General features: G+C 38.4%; 12 protein-coding genes and 2 tRNA genes. 4 read left to right on the top strand and 10 right to left on the bottom strand.

Translation table 11 applies throughout. The features are described 5' to 3' along the window. Nucleotides 1-161 precede the first annotated feature (161 nt). A complete protein-coding gene (htpG, locus tag ASE55_RS16365) occupies nt 162-2,054 on the top strand; it encodes a molecular chaperone HtpG (protein WP_056222105.1) in 1,893 nt (630 codons plus the stop codon). A 150-nt stretch (nt 2,055-2,204) separates the two neighbouring features. Here the strand turns inward: htpG and ASE55_RS16360 are convergent, their stop codons facing one another. Continuing rightward, nucleotides 2,205-2,501: an MGMT family protein gene (locus ASE55_RS16360; RefSeq protein ID WP_056222102.1), complete on the bottom strand. Its 297-nt coding sequence runs from the start codon at nt 2,499-2,501 to the stop codon at nt 2,205-2,207. 129 nt (nt 2,502-2,630) lie between these two features. On the opposite strand from ASE55_RS16360, the gene ASE55_RS20510 reads away from it, so the two are divergent. Continuing rightward, a complete protein-coding gene (locus tag ASE55_RS20510) occupies nt 2,631-2,777 on the top strand; it encodes a hypothetical protein (protein ID WP_185116301.1) in 147 nt (48 codons plus the stop codon). A gap of 241 nt (nt 2,778-3,018) precedes the next feature. Here ASE55_RS20510 and ASE55_RS16355 read toward each other — a convergent pair whose 3' ends face one another. The 4 genes from ASE55_RS16355 to ASE55_RS16340 all read right to left on the bottom strand — a co-directional run bounded on the left by ASE55_RS16355 (nt 3,019) and on the right by ASE55_RS16340 (nt 6,231). Then, nucleotides 3,019-3,990, bottom strand: coding sequence for a deoxyhypusine synthase family protein (locus ASE55_RS16355; RefSeq protein ID WP_027388602.1), 972 nt, complete (start codon nt 3,988-3,990; stop codon nt 3,019-3,021). A gap of 27 nt (nt 3,991-4,017) precedes the next feature. Then, entirely contained in the window at nt 4,018-4,662 is a 645-nt protein-coding gene (locus tag ASE55_RS16350; protein ID WP_128414600.1) for an autotransporter domain-containing protein, read from the bottom strand. 122 nt (nt 4,663-4,784) lie between these two features. Continuing rightward, complete coding sequence (arfB, locus tag ASE55_RS16345; protein ID WP_056222094.1) at nt 4,785-5,177, bottom strand: alternative ribosome rescue aminoacyl-tRNA hydrolase ArfB; 393 nt, start codon at nt 5,175-5,177, stop codon at nt 4,785-4,787. A 37-nt stretch (nt 5,178-5,214) separates the two neighbouring features. Next, nucleotides 5,215-6,231 carry an AMP-binding protein gene (locus tag ASE55_RS16340; RefSeq protein ID WP_056222110.1) on the bottom strand — a complete coding sequence of 339 codons (1,017 nt, stop codon included), beginning with the start codon at nt 6,229-6,231 and terminating at the stop codon, nt 5,215-5,217. A 98-nt stretch (nt 6,232-6,329) separates the two neighbouring features. Between ASE55_RS16340 and ASE55_RS16335 the strand changes: the two genes are divergently transcribed. Further along, nucleotides 6,330-6,400, top strand: a tRNA-Gln gene (locus tag ASE55_RS16335). A gap of 121 nt (nt 6,401-6,521) precedes the next feature. Beyond that, nucleotides 6,522-6,592 (top strand) — tRNA-Gln (locus tag ASE55_RS16330). Nucleotides 6,593-6,687: 95 nt separating this feature from the next. On the opposite strand, the gene ASE55_RS16325 is transcribed toward ASE55_RS16330, so the two are convergent. The 5 genes from ASE55_RS16325 to ASE55_RS16305 all read right to left on the bottom strand — a co-directional run. Continuing rightward, nucleotides 6,688-7,224 (bottom strand): hypothetical protein, encoded by a 537-nt coding sequence (locus ASE55_RS16325; RefSeq protein WP_056222090.1) that lies wholly within the window; start codon nt 7,222-7,224, stop codon nt 6,688-6,690. Nucleotides 7,225-7,229: 5 nt separating this feature from the next. Beyond that, nucleotides 7,230-8,441 carry a hypothetical protein gene (locus tag ASE55_RS16320; RefSeq protein ID WP_082474619.1) on the bottom strand — a complete coding sequence of 404 codons (1,212 nt, stop codon included), beginning with the start codon at nt 8,439-8,441 and terminating at the stop codon, nt 7,230-7,232. A 28-nt stretch (nt 8,442-8,469) separates the two neighbouring features. Next, entirely contained in the window at nt 8,470-13,260 is a 4,791-nt protein-coding gene (locus ASE55_RS16315) for a hypothetical protein (RefSeq protein WP_056222088.1), read from the bottom strand. A gap of 1 nt (nt 13,261) precedes the next feature. Next, complete coding sequence (locus ASE55_RS16310; protein ID WP_056222086.1) at nt 13,262-19,792, bottom strand: hypothetical protein; 6,531 nt, start codon at nt 19,790-19,792, stop codon at nt 13,262-13,264. Between the two features lie 32 nt (nt 19,793-19,824). Beyond that, nucleotides 19,825-20,141: hypothetical protein (locus ASE55_RS16305; protein ID WP_238585075.1), on the bottom strand; the 317-nt coding region annotated here is incomplete at its 5' end.

Below are 20,141 nucleotides of genomic sequence, written 5' to 3'. Positions count from 1 at the left end.
AAGTTGTTTAATAAAAACTATACTTTATACTTTATACTTTATACTTTATACTTTATACTTTATACTTTATACTTTATACTACAAATAATGTCAAATTGTCACTTTATGGAAATCGGTATTTTTTTTGAGAAGGTTAAGAAAATTAAAAACAAAAAATTATTATGACTAAAGGAAATATTAATGTGTCTGTGGAAAATATTTTCCCGCTTATCAAGAAATTTCTTTACAGTGACCACGAAATCTTTTTGAGAGAACTGATCTCCAATGCAACGGATGCTACTCTGAAATTAAAACACTTAACAGGTATCGGTGAGGCAAAAGTTGAGTATGGAAATCCGAAGATTGAAGTTAAGGTAGACAAAGAAAATAAAACACTCCGCATCATCGACCAGGGAATCGGGATGACGGCTGAAGAAGTTGAAAAATATATCAATCAGGTAGCTTTTTCCGGGGCTGAGGAGTTTCTGGAGAAGTATAAAGATTCGGCTAAAGATTCAGGAATCATCGGGCATTTCGGACTTGGATTCTATTCGGCCTTCATGGTTGCGGAAAAAGTGGAAATTGTAACAAAATCCTATAAAGATGAGCCCGCAGTTCGTTGGATCTGCGACGGCAGCCCGGAATTTACGCTGGAAGAAACAACGGATAAAACAGAAAGAGGAACTGAAATCATCCTTCACATTGCAGAAGATTCTACAGAGTTTCTGGAAGAAGGAAAAATCCGCGAACTGTTGCTGAAATACAATAAATTCATGCCGGTTCCGATCAAGTTCGGAACTAAAACCCACACCCTGCCGTTACCGGAAGATGCTGCCGAAGATGCAGTAGCCGAAACGGAAGAAGTGGACAATATCATCAACAACCCTACTCCGGCCTGGACATTGGCTCCGAGTGAGCTTACGACAGAGGATTATATGAAGTTCTACCACGAACTGTACCCGATGCAGTTTGAGGAGCCTTTATTTAACATTCACCTGAATGTTGACTATCCTTTCAACTTAACAGGTGTTTTATTTTTCCCGAAGCTGAACAACAGCCTGAATATTGAAAAAGACAAAATCCAGCTGTACCAGAACCAGGTTTTCGTAACGGATGAAGTGAAAGGTATCGTTCCGGATTTCTTAATGCTTCTTCGCGGTGTAATCGATTCTCCGGATATTCCGCTGAACGTTTCCCGATCATATCTTCAGGCAGACGGTGCGGTAAAGAAAATTTCTTCTTACATCACCAAAAAAGTAGCCGACAAAATGGCTTCTCTGATCAATGAAAACCGCGAAGATTATGAACAGAAATGGAATGATATTAAAGTGGTCATCGAATATGGAATTATCACTGAAGAAAAGTTTGCGGAAAAAGCCGATAAATTTACCCTTTATCCGACTACTGACGGAAAGTATTTCCTTTGGAATGAATTAGAGGAAAAAATCAAGCCTAACCAGACTGATAAGGACGGTAAATTAGTTATTCTTTATGCTTCCAATGCTGACGCGCAGCACAGTTATATTCAGTCGGCAAAAGACAAAGGCTATGAAGTACTGCTTTTTGATTCCCCGATTATCCCGCACGTCATCCAGAAACTGGAAAGTTCTAAAGATAAGATTTCATTTGTAAGGGTTGATGCAGACCATATCAATAACCTTATCAAAAAAGATGAGCCTGTTATTTCCAAATTAACGGAAACGGAAAAAGAATCTTTGAAAAAGAATGTGGAAGAAGCGGTAAATGATAAAAAATTCACAATTCAGCTGGAAGACCTTGACAGCACTGATGCGCCGTTCACGATTACCCAGCCTGAATTCATGAGAAGGATGAAGGATATGCAGGCTACCGGAGGCGGAGGCAGTATGTTCGGCATGGGCGGTTTCCCTGAGATGTATAATCTGGTAGTCAATTCCAACAGCGAGTTTGCGGATCAGATCCTGAAAACAGAAAATGCGGAAGAAAAGGAAAGCCTGATTAAATATGCCGTTGACCTGGCAAAACTTTCCCAGAATTTACTGAAAGGTAAAGATCTGACGGATTTTATCCAGAGAAGCTACCAGAAGCTTAAATAAGTTTTTAAAGATATTTTTTGGTTTCGGCGGGGCTTTCAGCCCCGCCGAAACTTTTTATTTCCATCTAAAAACTGATCATGCTTTTAAAATGAATAAATATTGCTGATCTTTAATCTGCTGATTAATTTTTACATTATTAAGACGGACTTCTTACAATTCATTCATCGGATCCCAGAACAATTCCTTGAAATTTTTAATCCTGAAATTTTCCACGGCAATTCCTTCCGCTTCCAGCCTTTCCTGAAATTCCGGAACAGATAACGTTCCGGAGCCCGAAATCACACGGTGGGCAGGAACATCTTCCGGACAGCCTCCCATGGCTTTTCCTACATGGCGGGAATGGTTTGGATAACCAACTGCTTTTGCAATAGCTCCGTAACTTGTGACTCTCCCTCTGGGAACCAGCCTGGTGATTTCCCAAACCTGCTGTTTAAATACTTCGTTCATGCTAATTTTCTTTGCTTAATATAGAAGAATACTTTGATCATTCAGATCTGACAAGAGATTAGAATTCAGCGTTTCCTGTTTTGCACTGTTTTTGAATGATATCCTACACTTCCATTAAAATATAAAGTTATGAAAAAATCAGTTTTCAGGCTTCTGAATAAGGTCAATAAAGCAGTACTGCCAAAATTAAGCGATAAAGATCCCACCAAACTGACCAAACTGCAGAAAGGCATTATGGCCTACCGTTATTTTGTACTGATCAATTCCATGGACTGAACCGCGTGAGGGATATGAAGGGTGCGAGCGCAGCGAGCAGTCCTGTTGCTCCGGCAACAGAACCGGAACGAAAGTGGAGCCCGGAGAAGCCCGGCCTGAATGAGCGAATAAAGCGAAGCGGAATGAGCGCGTAAAGGACACGCCCAAATAAAATTTATCCATTACTTTATTCACTGAAGTACAAATAAAAAAAGCGCCCAATCAATGGACGCTCCTATATTTAAGGCTTTACTTTGACCTTTTAATTTTCTAAAATGTATGAGAACATCAATGGCGCACAAATGGTCGCATCACTTTCAACGATAAACTTCGGTGTGGTGATATCCAACTTGCCCCAGGTAATTTTCTCGTTCGGTACAGCTCCTGAATACGAACCGTAAGAGGTAGTAGAATCTGAAATCTGACAGAAATACGACCAGAAAGGAATGTCATGCATTTCCATATCCTGATACAGCATCGGCACTACACAGATCGGGAAATCCCCTGCGATCCCTCCTCCAATCTGGAAGAACCCAACTCCTTTTCCTGCTGAATTCTTTGTGTACCAGTCTGCAAGATAGGTCATGTATTCGATCCCTGATTTCATTGTGGTAGCCGTTAGTTCGCCTTTGATACAGTATGATGCGAAAATATTTCCCATCGTAGAATCTTCCCAGCCCGGAACCACAATCGGAAGATTTTTCTCTGCTGCTGCAATCATCCATGAATTTTCTCTCGGAATTTCATAATACTGCTCCAGAACACCGGAAAGGATCATTTTATACATAAATTCGTGCGGAAAATAACGCTCCCCTTTAGCTTCAGCATCTTTCCAGATTTCAACGATATGTTTCTGCAGCCTCCTGAAAGCTTCTTCTTCAGGAATACAGGTATCCGTGACCCTGTTCAGTCCTCTTTCTAATAAATCCCACTCATCCTGTGCGGTTAAGTCCCTGTAATGAGGAACTCTTTCGTAGTGTGAATGTGCTACCAGATTCATCAGATCTTCTTCAAGATTCGCGCCTGTACATGAAATAAAGTCCACTTTATCCTGACGGATCATCTCTGCAAGGATTTTCCCCAATTCAGCCGTAGACATAGCACCTGCCAGCGTGATCATCATTTTCCCACCTTCTTTAAGATGCGCCACATATCCTTTGGAAGCATCAACCAAAGCGGCTGCATTGAAGTGGAGGTAATATTTTTCTATGAATTCTGTTATCGGTTTGTTCATTATGATAATTTTTTGCAAAGATAAAACTTAAAAACGGAATGTAACCGCTGCGCTTAAAGAAACTCGGGTTAAACCTTCTTTCTCGTCTTCCCCGAACTCATAGGTCTGTCCGTTGATGTCCATCTGCGATAAAGTTCCTGCTGTAAATCCAAGCTTCGGACCAATCAGAATATTTGGGATTACGGCATACTGATAGGCAAAATTGGCTTCCAGACCCAGGTTGGTTCCTTTCCCGGTTACCGGTCCTGTAACGGTTTTATAGGAAATAGCCCCTATCCCGAAATCCATAAAAAGTTTATGTTTGGTTTCTTCGTTGTAGTTGGAATACATCAGCGCGGGACCAAAAAATGCAATCTGATCTTTCGTGCTTACATAGGCAGAAAGTATCGTTCCGTTCTGATCTGCTGCGCTTAACCGTCCGCTGCTTGAAGCGCTGTACAGTGAATATTTAAATCCGATTCCTACATTGCGCACATGGTAATACGCAGAAATATCAAAATTCGTCCCGCTTTTCAGGCCCTTGATATAATTTCTCTGGTCATTGCTTACCCCTTCCGGCAATGCTGCCGTTCTCCAGGCGAATCCTACCGAAGGCATAATTGAAAATTTCTGTTGGGCAAATGAGAATACGGAAACTGAGAATAATCCAAGTGTTATTAGTTTTTTAATCATGATTTAAAATTTCGCACAAAAATAAAAGGATTATATGATTATGCAATACCTTTCAAATAAATTTCAACCCGGAGTTCTGAAACTAAGTGATAAAGAACAGCGAAAACTCTATATATGTGTTGCTAATATTTAAATTTCCTGTTTTCTTTTTTCTCGGAAATTTTCTTCTTGGTATCCAGCCTTTTCTGCTTCTGGCCTTTTGAAGGTTTTGTGGAAATCCTTTTCTTGGGGATAAACAATGCTTTATCTACGAGTTCGAGAATTTTTTCAACGGCTTTATTTTTATTGGCCAGCTGTGTTCTCGTTTCGGAAACGTTTAAAAAGAGAAAGCCTTCAGCATTGATCCTGTTTTTTAATTTATTCCGTATCAGGTCTTTCTGCTCCTCGCGAAAAAATTCAGATTCAGCAATATTCCAGAGCACGGTTACGGAAGTTTCAACCTTGTTCACATTCTGTCCTCCTGCCCCACTGCTGCGGGAAGTTTTAAAACTGAGCTCTTTTGAAAAATCTTTCATTAAGGTTAGGATAATAAATTACGGATAAAGATAGAACTTATATCATCTTTTTTAATTCGATTCTGCTTATTTTTCCATTGGGCGTCCTTGGGATTTTTTCAATAAAAATAATTTCTTTCGGCCTGTGAAAACTTTTTTCAAATTGAATTTCTGAGATTTTCTTAATGATATCTTCTGATTGCGCCCCTTCAATAACCAATATCAATTTCTGCCCCAGTGTATCATCTTCCCGACCTAAAAATACCGCTTCATTCGGAATTTCTTTCTTTACCAAGGCTTCCAGCTGTTCAGGAAAAATTTTCGCTCCGCCGGAATTGATGACATGATCAATCCTCCCTAAAAACCTGAACTGTTTTTCGTTTACTATTTCAACTAAATCATTAGTCTGCAAAACCTCATCATTCAGATTTGGCGCAAAAATTTTGAGACACCCTCTTTCGTCCTTTGAAATCTCTATAGAATCAAACACGGTAAAATAATCTTCTGCCTGAGGAAAAACCTGTTTGAGGCCGATATGAGAAAGGGTTTCAGACATGCCGTAAGTTTCAAAAATGCGGTTGTCCTCCGGCAGTCCATTTTCAACAATCATCTTTTTTAAAGATTCGGATACGGCCGCCCCTCCGATGATCAGATTTTTAATCAAATGTAACTTATCCAGGGAATTTTCTACCTGAAGCGGTGTCATCGCACAGAAATCAACTTTTGTATTAATTTCTTTAAGGGGCTTAACAGACGGTTCAGCAATAACCAGTTTAAGTTTCCTCACTACAGACCGTACCACCATCATTTTCCCGGAAATGTATTCTACGGGAAGGCAGATCAGTGCCGTGTCGCCTTCTTTCAACACCAGAAAATCACAGGTCATCGTGGCAGAACTGACCATTTTCTTTTTTTCGATATCAAAAATTTTAGGAATCCCTGTAGAACCGGAAGTCTGAACTTTTACGGTTTCAGCATCCGACCACCACTCTTCCATGAAAAAAAAAACTTTTTTTTCAAATTCCGTCTGAGGATGTAAATTGTTAATTTCGAGATTATTGAAGTTGAGCTGCATATTTCCTGCCATTAAATTATAGTGTAAATTTAAATAAAATTTAAAAAATGATTTGCAGATAAAGAAAAAAGCTTTAAATTTGCATCACTAAAACAAACAGACCCATGGTGTAACGGTAGCACTCTGGTTTTTGGTACCATCAGTTGGGGTTCGAATCCCTGTGGGTCTACAAACCATCCTTTTTAAGGATGGTTTTTGTTTTTTTATTGCATTAAGAAAATTTTAAAATTTCCTGAATATTTTTTTGACAGTAAATAAAAAATAGATACATTTGCACCACTAAAATAAACAGACCCATGGTGTAACGGTAGCACTCTGGTTTTTGGTACCATCAGTTGGGGTTCGAATCCCTGTGGGTCTACAAGCCATCCTTTTAAGGGTGGCTTTTTTGTTTTCAATAAACAAGAAAAGGTGCAGAAAAATCCTGCACCTTTATAAAATCTGAAATAATTTGATTTACAACTGGTTTAAATCACTTACGATAATTTCTAAATCGCCCTGTTTCAAAAGGCGCCCGTTTCCTACATGCATAGAGTCAATTTTAAATGTTGAAAAGTATGTGTTAGGAAGTTTCAGCCAAATATACACATGAGAATCAGAACCAACATACTGGCCTGCTGTAATTATTGCAGATATAGCTACATGTGATTTATGGTTGATAACATTTCCATCAGGCTTATAACAATAACCGACCCATGTTACATCAATAATATCCCCCTGAGAATAATTATATCCTGTCGCTTTCAGATAAAACATAGCATGATCTGTATCTGCCCTGTAAGGTAGTTTAATATGAAAAATGTTGGTTGCACTATGTTCATATGTGAAGAACTTTAAAATCCCTTCCCTTGTGCTCCCCCAATCTTCAGTTTTTATATAATCGGGATTATCTAAATGTATAAAACTATCAAATACATCCTCAAACTGATCTTCTGTAGGCCGCTTACCAGCCTGAAAATAGTCTTTTAATTTTGGTATGGTTCTTTTTGCCATGGGTGTTATTTTATTTGTGATTTTAACTGTTCAATTTCCTTATGCTGTGAAATTGCATATAATGTCAGTTCTTCGATTTTCTGCAATAATTTCATCTGGAAATCGCCTAATGTTACTCCATCCTGAGTCATTTGATTTCCCGAAGGAATTTCAGGCAAATGTTTATTTTCTTTTACAAATACTTCAAGTTCACTCAGGTTCATCATAGAATAATCTTCTCTGATAGAGGAATGATTGTCGTAATACTTTTCGAAAACATAATCTGCAGGCACATTCATATCAACAATAACATCTTCTGCATGAATTTTCCCTTTTACAGTAAGTTTCTGATCCGGGTTCTGCGTTCCAATACCTACGTTTCCACCATCTCTATTAAGTATAACATTATTTCCCAGGGGATTAATCTGTAACCTAGAACTCGAATGGCTCTGAATCCAGGCATATTGTGAATTGTATCCCATCCTCAGGTTTGTAGAAGTGTTATCACCTAAAGAAAAACTACCCTGCTGATCAGGTGTTGAAAAAGATGAAAGAACATGTAATTTTGATTGTGGCATTCTTGTACCTACTCCTACGTTACCTTGCATATCAGCCTTTAAAGCAACTTTAGCTGTCGCCGGGGAAAATGCACTTCCTACCAGTAATTCCCATTCATCAGTCATTGGCTGCATCGGAACAGTTGAAATATCATTACCTACGTTCTGCATAGGGTCCCAAGACAAGTTCGTACTAATGGATCTTACCTTAATTACTATTGACATTGGATCTGCAACCCCTAAAGTTTTAATGGCTCTTATCCGAAATCTGCGTAATGCACCGTTTACATCAATGGTAAATGCCCTCTGGTCTTCAGCACTGACATAATTATTTCTATTAATGATACCGCATTCTCTCCAGATATCAGGGTTTGCATGAGAAACTGCAACAAGATGGGTAGCTGCGGAGGCAACATTACCTCTGGTATATGCTATTGAAATTTCGTAATATCCACTTGCAAAAGCCATATCCGGTTGAAATCCTAAAAATTCCACATAATTTCCTACCAGATAATTTGCGGGAAATTGTAAATAAGTTGTATGTTCAGATTTCTTTAAATTATTGAGGCTTTCATTATTTAAATGTACATAACTATCCAGCAGATCTTCAAACTGTCCTTGTGTAGGACGTTTATTTGCTTTAAAATATTCTTTTAATTCTGATATTTCTTTTTTTGACATATCGTTTCTTTTTTAATTATTGTTATTTTTAATTTGGTCTTACAATGAAAGTCTGCTCTATAATCATTCCGTCTGTACCATCTAATGAGATCCCTCCTGTCCCGGGCCAGGTATTTTCATCGTAGATGGTAAGAATCTTCTCCTCTTTACTAAACATTCCTGATGTATTTTCGGCCATGACTTTAAAATGATGATATACAGGATTTCCCTCTGTGTCTTTAATGGTTAGCGGATTCAACCCTATTTTATCTAATGCCAGGAAAACAGTATGATCATTGATATTAAATATCTGTTTAGGCATCCAAGCTTCCTGATTATTTAACGGATCAGTTTCAAAGAGATAAAGCTGAACTTTATTGATATCATTATTGAGAACAACCATTCTGGCAATTTCTTTCCAATTCCCCAGATTATTCATTTTATACAAATGATATTTTCCTTTATAGCACGTTTCTTTCCAGTTAAGTACTACTGCTGATATGGTATTTGGCGTAGCAGGATCAGATTCGTATTTTATTTCCGGGGAGTCCGGTAATATATTTTCCGTAATGGTGGTAATCATCAGTTTTGATGCTTCAGAAGGGGCATATTCTGTTACAACCACATCAAGCTGAGGATTACCTGTATAATTTGCCTCTGCATACTCTACTTCAGCTTCTACTGTAACACGATAATACAGCGGATCCCCGAACGGCACTTCCGGTAAATCTGTAAAACTGTCTTCAAGTGTCCAGGTTTCATTATCCAACATGGCTTGTGCCTCCAGGTCAAGTTCTTTTACAAGCTCCATTTTTCTTACCGAAACAGCATCCTGCATCTCAAGAGCACGGTATAATTTTGCCTTCTTAATGTTATAGATCTTATTATATGAATTAATGGTTATCTGCATTTTTGGAGAAACATTAAGCTGTGCATTCTCTAAAACAGGAATTACACTTTTAATTTCCGGTGTTCTGAGCGGGAATGAATTTATCATTTTCACAGGTCCTGTTGCATTACTCATTTCTCCCTGAAACAACTGTGCATTTGTCTCTTTTACGGCGTAAAAATATACACTGGTAGAGGCACCGTCTAAGGTAAAGTCTACAAACAATGTCTTATTGTTGCCAGTAACTTTCATCATAGGGGCCATATCAAAATCAGGTGAAGCGGGATTTAGAAATGATCCATTCTTGTCTCTGATTACCTGAGCTTTTGGAATTGGCTGATAATCTCCGCCACGGATATGCTGATAAAGAATCGGGATTTCCGTTAAGGGAACATAAGAGTTCCGGATCGTTTCTTTTACGAAATCATGGAAAGTAAGTCGCCCAAATTCTCCATTAGGCCCCACAGGAATAATTTCATAATCCATTGTATGAACAAGGCTGACATCAATATGTGAAACGGGTGTATAGTCCGGATAATGTTCATTATGATCCGTAATGAACTGATTGATATTTTTAAAGAGATCTTTATTATTGGGAATAGGAAACCCATATCCATTGTACTTTCTGAATAAGTTGGTACTGGTATCAATTGTTCCATTTGCCAGTTCCAATAATCTTGCATTGAAATATTCATCATTATTTCTAGCACGGATATCTTCAATAGAATTATCAGCAGGAGCCATATTGTAACCTTTTGTATATTCATATAAAGAACTTAACAAGATGTCATCGTTACTGCGAAGATACATTACGCTGAACGGCCTATGGGTAAACTGCGTTGTAAAGGCATAGGATGAGCGTCCGAAATAATCAGGCCGTGTCGCATAATTTGCGCCTAATGGTTTTTCAGGAGTTTTTGGGGCCTCAATTCTTCTGCCGAACATCATAGTCGGAATGGAAATTCTTGAATTATAACCAGTGTAACCAGTATCTATACTTCTTGCTCCGAAGATACTGTACTTTTCCAATACATCAGGATCCTGCGGAATGACATAGTTGTTTGTTAAACGGCATGGCGCATTATAATGGAGATACACGCGGTATCCCGGATAGAAATTGACTTCTTCGGTTCTTACAAGATCCGGAATATCAGACTGCAGAGGATCTGTTTCAAATGACTCATCCAAAGCATAGATTCTCAGATCTCCATTCCCGATGTTATCAATGCGGATTACTTTAAGTGTTCTTTTTTCTTCTGTAGGATGGTCCTCTACCGCAACACGCACACTTCCTCTGTACCACTGTACACTGTCTGCTCCCGGAACCTCAGAATATTGCGGATGATTATTCAAGGTAAATCCCGGAAAATTAAGTTCATATAAACCTGCAAAAGCAACATCAGCCTGAACAAATCTTTTTACAGTTGCCGTCTGCGTAATCCCTCTGAACTTTCTAAAATAAATATTATATGTACTATCAGGATCCTGCCCGGATTTAACTGTAATTTCCTCCGTATGGATTGGCCAGTTATCTCCTATCTGAACTTTTAAAGGATGTGGATTCGTAGTACCCCATGTGGCTGTATTCTGCATGTTTTCAGTTACCATAAAAGAATCATTTACATACGGAACCAGAAAATTAGCAGGATCAAAAGGAACCGGAGTGTTTTGTCCGAAAGCATTGCCTACCTGTAATTTCATAATATGGAAAAAAGGAAAATCCGGATTTGTACCAGCCACAATATTATGAATCATATAATCGTCTGCCCCTACTGTAAAAACGCCTCCGATATAGTTTTGAAATTCTGATGGCATAATGTTGGGCGTCATATTTTGTGTAACACTTCCTGGCGTACTTGCACTGCTTAACGGCAGGGCTTTTGTCTTAATTACACACACCAAAGGATTTCCGGGCAGATCTGTTACTGTATCAATCATTCCGAATACTTTTTTGGTAATTTCGGGACGGTAGAATATCTCTATTTTATCTGCAAACAATTCCTCATTATCCGGTAAAGGATTAAAAGCAGACACTTCCACTCCATTGATGGCCTTCTGATAAGAAATCATATCTTGTGAAGCATCATACTCCATGGTAAGTTTTACCAAAGTTTTATCAGTATGGGGATTAGCGGCATACATATTCTGCTCATTCTGTGAAGTGAGCAATAAAGGCAGTTCCTGCTGAATAAGAAATGCAGTAACACTTGATGGCGGCAACAAGGTATTGGCAGGTTTAATTTCTGATTCTATAAACCATTTTACATTTGAAGACGTTGATCTTGAGAACCAGTTTACTCCATAAGAACCATATACATGAATTCCTTTTTTTGTTTCTTTATGAACAAATGCAGGATTTCCGAAATCCGGGACTGCAATGGCAACTGTTTCATTATGAGCTTTGTTTCCATCTGCATATACATTCTGGAAATTCGGATCATTGGGTAACTCAGGAAGCCTCCATTCCGTATCATCTTCTGATCTGTATTCAATACCTACGGAAACCGGATATGTAAACTGAGACATATCAAATTCCTGGCTGGTATAATAAAATGCACTGTTAGCAGGCTCATCAGGAGTAAGTTCCTCTACCATTAAGCTCAGATACCTTCCGGTTCCGTCATGTGTATATCCATCTGCATCAGTTAGGCTGCTGATTGTAGTTCCGGCCGTAGGATCCGCAGAAACCATGCCCGGGACAGGCTCCTTCAAACTGACGGGCAGAGAAAGGCGCTGATCCTCCAGAGAAGTCGGTAAGGAAATATAAATATGATCAATCTTATTTGCAGGCTGTCCGGTGTGCAAATCAACTAGAGTTGCATAATGTACAGTATAAATGTACTGCTGTCCATCATAAACTTTATCATTAAGATCCAGGTGCCCCAGACCAAGCATTCTTGCTACATGATAATCAAGTGAAGCCATCTGAAGATTATTGAAATGGGAGAATTCCAAAGGTTTTTCATCTGTATCATTATCCGTGGAATAGTAATGATAAATAGCCAGAGGATTATTTGTATCATTGCTGAGACTAAGGTATAACTTTACTGAATCCTTGATCGTATTGCTTTCTTCCGGCATGTTAAACCATTTTTTCTCATAGTTTCCATAATTTACATACTCTCCGTCATTATATCTTGCCCAAACTGCATGGATACGATCCGGCACCAGCCTGTTTTTCAGAACTTCATCATCATCAAGCGACAAGCCGAACTTTCCGACGGTCTCCCAATCCCTTTTGAAAATAACATCATCATAAAATTCAAAATCAATTTTAGTGATAACCGTATTTGTAGGAATAAAACGTATACTTCTTCCGTTTTCAGCAAATATTTTCTCTGAAAAATTATAAATATCTTTTCTGAAAGTAACATTTTTAGGCAATCCCAAAAGATTGCTTTCTACAGAAAGAACTTCTGTTTTTGCAGATCCTGCAGAGTTTGATGTAAGGCCTGCAGCAAAAAACAACATCTGGTTTGATTCAACTTCAATGAGATTTTTCCCGTATTTTTCAAAAAATTCTGCAGGAGATGAAAAAGGATCTACCAGGCTTCTTATTTCGTTATATTTATTCTTGTTCCTGAAATAAACATAAAACATAGCTACCTCACTGTTTCCATACAGCCAAAGCCCTTCAGAATCCACTACTGTAGCAGGCCCATCGGTAAGATAAAGACTTCTGATCTGAGGTTCGTATCTTGTTCTGTATACAGTAACAAAATCATTCTCTTTGTTAAACCCTTTAGGCTGTCCGATGAAGTTGTCTCCTTTGGGTAAATGCGCAGCGGCAGGGCCTTTTAGGGTCCATCTTAAATGAATTCCCGGAGTACTCTCTTCTCCTTTAGACCCAGCTGCCTGAAAGTACAGGCAGTTGGATTGTAAAAGAGGATTATTCAGAGGAATCTGTCCTGAAAACATATTTATATTGTTGTTTGTATTATTAAATGACATATTATTCGTTTATTTTAATAGTTGTAACTATACTTTTATCAGCTTCTACATATTTATTTACAGTACTATCCCATGTCTTATAAATGAACTGGAAATTCACATATTCCTGCTGAAATTTTTTGCCGGTATTCATTATAATTGCCTGAGCATAATCTTTAGAATAAATCGCGAAATAATCTTTATCTATCATAACCATTCTTCCATTAAGCTGCCCGGTTTCAATCATACCTTCCTGAATGATATTACCACTGGCATCAACTTTTCTGATAAGGGATTCCAAAGGTATCTTAGGATCATTGAATGGCTCCGGATTCCTGATCAGGATGGCCACCACATCTCCTGTTTCCGTATTGATAATCTGATTAATTTCGGTAGTAGGTGCATCTTCAAGAGGTTTAATTCCAAATAATCCCTGTAAAATCCTGTCAAAAGGATGCTGATACTGCATAGCAATTGCCTGGCTTAAAGGATTTGTACATACTTTTTTATGGTCGGTCTTTATAATGTCCAATGCCGCATTAATCTTATCAGCCGTTAAAGAAGTTTTAATGCTGTAACTTGCTTGTTTTAACTGATCATTCCCATCTTTGTCCTTGTATTCAATCAGGTAGCTTCTAATCTGCTCATAAAAATTCGCATAACGGGAAGTCTGGAATACAAACTTATGAACCTCCCTGGCATAATCCTGCTTGATAGCTTGTGTCATTTTTGAAACGTCAACTGTTTTATTGCCCCAATAAAAATTAAGGACCTGTGCGGTATAAAGTTTCTGCGGCTTCAGCCTCTTAGGCGTTATCTTACGAATTAATGACTTAGGGGTGGTTAGTGTCACAGTTCCTGTACAGTGCTGCCCATTGTTCAACATATTAAAATACTGCTGCATTACCGGCGGAATTGCAGGATCCGGATCTTCTGCCCATTCTTCAATGGTCTGAGGAATATCAACAGGAGAAGTTATAATGGTTGTTTCATCAGCAATCAGCATCGGAGGATTTACAATATCAATTCCTTCCACCGGATCTTTGATAATAATTTTCATTTCGCCGCCAAGTTTTTCCATTCCCTGGTATGCATCCCATCCGCTTAACAGCTTAGATACATAGCTTGATTTAAAATACAGCCAGATCTGTGTTGTCTCATCATTGTAGAATAATGGTTTGGCATTTACAATATTCCCGTCAGCGTTCGGATATGAGCGTTCATAATCTATATAAGACCTCAAAGAAGTATGAGGATAAAGGTCCGGATGCGGAGTTAATTCCTGACCTGTAATTTCAGGAAGAAGATTTCCGTTGGCATCACGAATTCTTCCGATGGTGTCTTCTAAAATATTGGTAGAATCCTTGATCTCGATTTCACCGTAAGTAGCATCTTTGTCCAGATGGAAGAAGCCCAATGGGCCTGCCGTGCGGAACACATATGCATAATTGTACGTTTCTGATGGTGCCTGGCCATTATCCACGGTATCTTTCAATGAAAATTTCACATAATATGAGGTATCCGGTCTCCAGATTGGCTGAACAGACCTTGTAATTGCATTTACGACAGCATGGGCTTCCTCTGCGATAGCAGCCTGGGAAGGAATATGCTCATTATAATAATGATCTTCTACCGACAGCCAGCTGATTTCATGGAATAAAGTAAAACATTTCTTCTGACCGCTGCAGTTGCCTAAATCTTTTAAAATCGAAATAATATCTTCACAAGCTGTATTGAAAATCTGTGTATTGGAAGAATATCCGGCCCAGCCCATTGAAACAATTGCATTGATTGTACTGATCTGCCTTGCTAAAATATTATTCAAATAAAAATATGAAGGATTATTTTTAATAAAATCGTTATAAGCTTCCAATAACGGTGATCTTCTGATATATGGTGTGTCACTGAACAGCCCGAATTCCTGTTGTGAAAGATAAGAGCTGAGATTACATAAAACAGAATCTTCACATGGATTGAATTGATTCAATAAGTCATTGATTTGTTTTAATTTAGCTTTTAATGGTTCAAAACGGGAAATAATTCCCTGATCATCTGTAGGATTAGCTTCATTATAAGAGCTTAGTTCCTTCAGTAAAGATTCATATTGTTCAACGTTAAGATTATAAATCATTGATGAAATACCAATTGACTGTAATGAGCTTAGTATGTTCTGATAATGATCAAAGCCAAGATGCTGTCTGATAAATCTGGAATAATCTGCAATTGGATTACCTGAACTTTTTTTCGCAAAGGGCTGGAAGAAATAGATACTATAATATTCAACCATTTCAGGATATAATGAACATACCTTTTGATATTTTTCAATTATATTGCCTTCACATCCCTGAGACTGAAGCCTTTCCAGATATTCTTCAAGCTGCGCATACAGATCCGGGTCACTAGGTGATATTGTTGTTACCACACCACCCTGGGCCAAAGCATTCTGATATCCCTGATTCATCAGTACAGCCATTTGCTGCTGAACCTGGTTGATCTGTACACTGTCTGCAACATCAGGAGTAATTACAATCTTACTCACCCCGTTTATTGATGTAATTACAGGTATGATTTGCTGCTCAAGCTGCTGTTTTGTATAATACTTCTGCACCACTGAATATTGTACAAATGACTGTGTATTTGTATAATCATTGAGCGGACTGTAATAAAATACGGTAACCCCTGTGCTGTATGTACTTAGCTTCAGCTTAATTTCTGAAGCAGGATCAGGCAGCATAATTGTAAGTGAAGAATGGTTCTTAAACAATAATGACTGGTTAAAACCATGGACATTCACCTCATCCGATACCTCTGCATAATCTCCCTGCATTACAGGCATTCCGTTTGGCCCTACTGCATATTGTACATTTCCGGAAATCTGATAAGAAGCGCCTTCACTCTGAAAGAAATTAGATGTGGAGGCATAATACAGTGTATTTAAGGGTTTTTCCAGGAAGTCAGAAACTGAATTTTCAATTTCCTCTGCTTCACAGAATAACGTGGAAGGTAAAATTCCATACTGTTCAGGAATAAACCACCCTGGATTTCCCTGTTCTGTGTAAGAAAATGGTGTCATTCCCAATAATCTGATCGCATTATACTGATTGTCTTTTTTCTGCCACTGCCCTACTTTCAGTCCGTTTAAATTTGTATTGGCAGGCTCCATAGCTTTAAACGGATCATAGTCTACCCAGCCTGATGTGCCGTCATTCGCTTTAATTTCAATGCTTTCAAGGGTATATTGATGTTTTACCTGTCTCAATTCCAGACCTTTCATATTCTTATCTGGCGGAATGAGATCCGTAGCGTTTCCGGCCGGACTGGTAAACCCACCGATAATTGCATTTGTAGCAGCAGTAGGGAGCAAGCCTTTTGTTGTTTTAATATCAATATAAGTATCCAGAGGTACTACATTTTTAATGGCATCGTAAGCCGGGATAATATTATAATCCGGTAATTGCTGTAAATCAAACGTTTCATTGGTTAGCATACTTACTCCTTTTACCAGGCTTCTGGTCTGAGAAGGGATTTCAGTAAACGGATTTACCGGGTCTCTTTCTACCACTTTATTAAATTCCCATTTCAGTTCAATTTTAGCTTTAAAGCTGATCTTGAAGAATAGAATTTTCAATTTAAATTCGACGGTAAATGCTCCATAAATCAAGAATGGCTTTGGAGATTCCACTGCAAGAAGAATTGTTACGGAAGCATAAATACGGATGATTTTAACATCAATATCAATCGCCAGCCCTGCTTCAAAATAAGCTCCCATCTGAGGCTTCTGGAAACTGATTTTCCCACCCAGTTCCAGATAAGCAAGCACGAAAATCTTTACAGGCCCGAATTTTCTGTCAAAACGGAACTCTCCTCTTGCTCCGGCTTCAATTCCTTTTCCGGAAATCATCAGGAAGGCTTTCAGCGTAAACAGGTCTTTTAACAGCTTGGCCTGGATCGGCTTTTGCTTTGTTCCGAAATTGATATACCATGCGGAAGGATTGTTGAAGAAGAATCCTGCCTGAATCTCCGCATACAGCTTAATAATATCACCTGAACTTTCAGGGAATCTGTAATCAGCCCCAAATCCGAATTCTAATGAATTGTCACCGAAGATAAAGAAGGCAAAAAATGGCGGATCATCAGTAAATTTCACTCTCGATGCCAGAAGTTTCATCCTTGCATCTACCATAATCATAGACGGCAGTGACAACAGTAACATAGCATTGGCAGAAATAATATTTCCATTGGCCATTGTGTCTCCTAATAAAGCACCTACTCCCAGTGAGAAAGGAAAATTGTATTCCTCAGTCTGATCGGGACGGCTGAATTTTTTCACATTTACACCGCGCTGAGGTGCCGTATAATATTCATACCAGGTATTTTGCGATGTCATTTGAATAGCCTTTTTCTCCGCCACGTAACGGTAACCAAGCAGCCCCCGGAACCCATAAATGGAAACAGGACCCAGAGCGATAGGATTGGGCAGCTCAATATTGGCATCAATTAAGAATGCCGGATATTTCGGTGCCAGACGCATATCAACGCCCCCTGCAATTCTTGGGTTTTTAACTTTAAGACTTACACCGCCCTGATATTCCTGAAACTCACCTGGCTCAGGAATCGACAGCCATCCGTTGATGGCGATGTTTGGATCTGTTGAGTTGGCCGGAATAACCATATCCACATGGATTGTCTGGATATGAAGATATGAATCTGAACTCTTACCCGGTCCGTCATCAGTAGTATAATAATATTTGATACCGTCTCCCCGGGCATCAATACCGGCTACACCGATGCTTACCCCTCCGTCGAAACCGAAGTAGTTGTATTTACGGATTACCCCGCCCTTTTCTCTTTCATGAGAACCAAAGTGAATCGCAGTCACAGAAACCTCAACCGGCCCAATCGGAATTTTAATAGGTTTAGGCAATATGAGGTTTCCTCCGTTTACCCGGAAATCGATACTTCCGTCGCTGTAAATCCTTAACGTTGAGATGCTTAAGGTCTGGCCTTTCAATAATATCCCTAAATATCCCAAGAACTCTACATCAGCAGATGCACCGATATAAAATTTGCCATCTTCTTTCCCTAGCTCTACAGATTTCAAATGCAGGGTAAAAACACCAGGCCAGGTAATTGTAGGATCATATGAAGGGCCAGCCGCAGCTGTTAAACGGAAATCTCCATCGGCTTCCAAATGTCCTGTAACATCAATTACCGCATCATCACCTTGTAAGTCTTTAAATTTAGGAATAACCAACCGGGCTTTAATATTGGATGATATAATATCACTTTGCTTAAAAGTAATATCAAATTTATTAAATCCGATACTCCAGCCTCCCATATCCTTATACAAGTAATCATCATCAGTTGTTGGGGTTCCATTAATCGCTTCTAATCCGATGGTTCCGGAGATACCACCTGTTCCAACAAGCAAATCATTGCCGAAAATTTGAAGGGTTGTATTATTCACATTTTTAAACCATTTAGAAGGAAGTGCAATTGCGGCTCTTTTTGCATAAACACCTTTAAAATTATCTGGTCTTCCGTCTAAAATTGCTTCAGGAATATTAGAATCTGAACTCAAATCAATTTTAAGCTGCTCAAACTCTGCAATAAGTCCTGTATTTCCGATCATTGACCTGTTGAGATTAAAGCTATTTTCTTTATAAAACTTCAAACCACTTGTGGATGAATATGCTAAAGTTCCAACATTAAATGTTAAATAGCTGTGATAGGGTTCAGGTAGAGGCGCATCCAAATCAAGAGTTGCATCTTGTCCGGTATTTACTGGAACCAGCCATTTTCTGGGAAATCTTAATCCTAAACTTAAATCCGAAATTTTAGCCTGGAAATGCAGCTTTATTAATTCTTTAATGTTTTCCTCAACATTATTGATAATGTCATTAAACAGCTTTTTAAGCCTGCTAATACCTTCATTAAAGCCATTACCTTCGATATAAGAGTCTACAATTACTTTAATAATGTTTAAATCATATGTCTCCAGTACGTTAACAATATTTCCCAATTGTGCTTCATCTGATTCATTTGGATTATAATTAATAACTGTATTGTAATCATTATTTATCTTATTAATTAATGTCTCTATGGCATTAATCTCCGGTATAAACGAAGCAATAACACTTCTTAGTAAATCTTGTGGAGTAGTTTCTGCTAATTCAAATAATATCTGACAAATTGTAAGTAAAGAATTATCAAAAGAGTCCAATGAAAACTTTTTAATGTAGCGGATGATTCTCCAGTTATAATCTACTTCAACAGCTACTTCTGTAGTGCCTACAGCAGTAGGGTTTATTACTAGTTTCATACTGTCGTCTCCTCCTAAGAAGGGAAGATTAACTCCTAATTGTGTCAGAAACACAATTTTTAAAGAATAATGGCCAGATGTGCCATCAGGAGCTGTATATATGTAAATGTCTTTAGCATATAAATTTCCGAAAATACTCTCTAAGGCTTGTTTTACTCCTTCGAGTTGGTCCGGAATATTCCCTATCGGCAGAACATCGCTCAGCCGGGGATAAATTAATACGTTACTCATATTTTGTAATTTTGGTATTGTTGGTATACTGATTAGTTTTTACGATATAGTTCTAACCCATTTCTATATACCAGTATTTTCTTATTATCTTTATTTAAAACCTCGAATACAAAAGCTCTGTCTTTTCCGAAAGAGATTTCTTTGATAAGCCTGGGTTTCGAAAGATACTTCGCCGGTATTTTAATCGTTCTGAAAGGCATATTATCCCAGATCCCAAACATCTTATTTTTTACAGTGATGTTTCTGTCTGTAATTTCATCATAGTCGAAAGGAATCATATTGAAAAATCTGCGGACAGCCCGGACACTCCGAAGGTTCTTTTTCCTCCATCTGCTATCAACAGGTTTTC

The organism is Chryseobacterium sp. Leaf201 (assembly GCF_001421435.1).
Lineage (GTDB): Bacteria > Bacteroidota > Bacteroidia > Flavobacteriales > Weeksellaceae > Chryseobacterium.
This window is presented reverse-complemented; position numbering and strand designations above follow the sequence as displayed.

Bases quoted from the DNA above. Each gene is read 5' to 3' on its own strand.
- ASE55_RS16315 (WP_056222088.1), bottom strand. From the start codon at position 13,260: ATGTCATTTAATAATACAAACAACAATATAAATATGTTTTCAGGACAG.
- ASE55_RS16350 (WP_128414600.1), bottom strand. From the start codon at position 4,662: ATGATTAAAAAACTAATAACACTTGGATTATTCTCAGTTTCCGTATTC.
- ASE55_RS20510 (WP_185116301.1), top strand. From the start codon at position 2,631: ATGAAAAAATCAGTTTTCAGGCTTCTGAATAAGGTCAATAAAGCAGTA.
- ASE55_RS16355 (WP_027388602.1), bottom strand. From the start codon at position 3,990: ATGAACAAACCGATAACAGAATTCATAGAAAAATATTACCTCCACTTC.
- ASE55_RS16310 (WP_056222086.1), bottom strand. From the start codon at position 19,792: ATGAGTAACGTATTAATTTATCCCCGGCTGAGCGATGTTCTGCCGATA.
- ASE55_RS16360 (WP_056222102.1), bottom strand. From the start codon at position 2,501: ATGAACGAAGTATTTAAACAGCAGGTTTGGGAAATCACCAGGCTGGTT.
- ASE55_RS16325 (WP_056222090.1), bottom strand. From the start codon at position 7,224: ATGGCAAAAAGAACCATACCAAAATTAAAAGACTATTTTCAGGCTGGT.
- ASE55_RS16340 (WP_056222110.1), bottom strand. From the start codon at position 6,231: ATGCAGCTCAACTTCAATAATCTCGAAATTAACAATTTACATCCTCAG.
- arfB (WP_056222094.1), bottom strand. From the start codon at position 5,177: ATGAAAGATTTTTCAAAAGAGCTCAGTTTTAAAACTTCCCGCAGCAGT.
- htpG (WP_056222105.1), top strand. From the start codon at position 162: ATGACTAAAGGAAATATTAATGTGTCTGTGGAAAATATTTTCCCGCTT.
- ASE55_RS16320 (WP_082474619.1), bottom strand. From the start codon at position 8,441: ATGTCAAAAAAAGAAATATCAGAATTAAAAGAATATTTTAAAGCAAAT.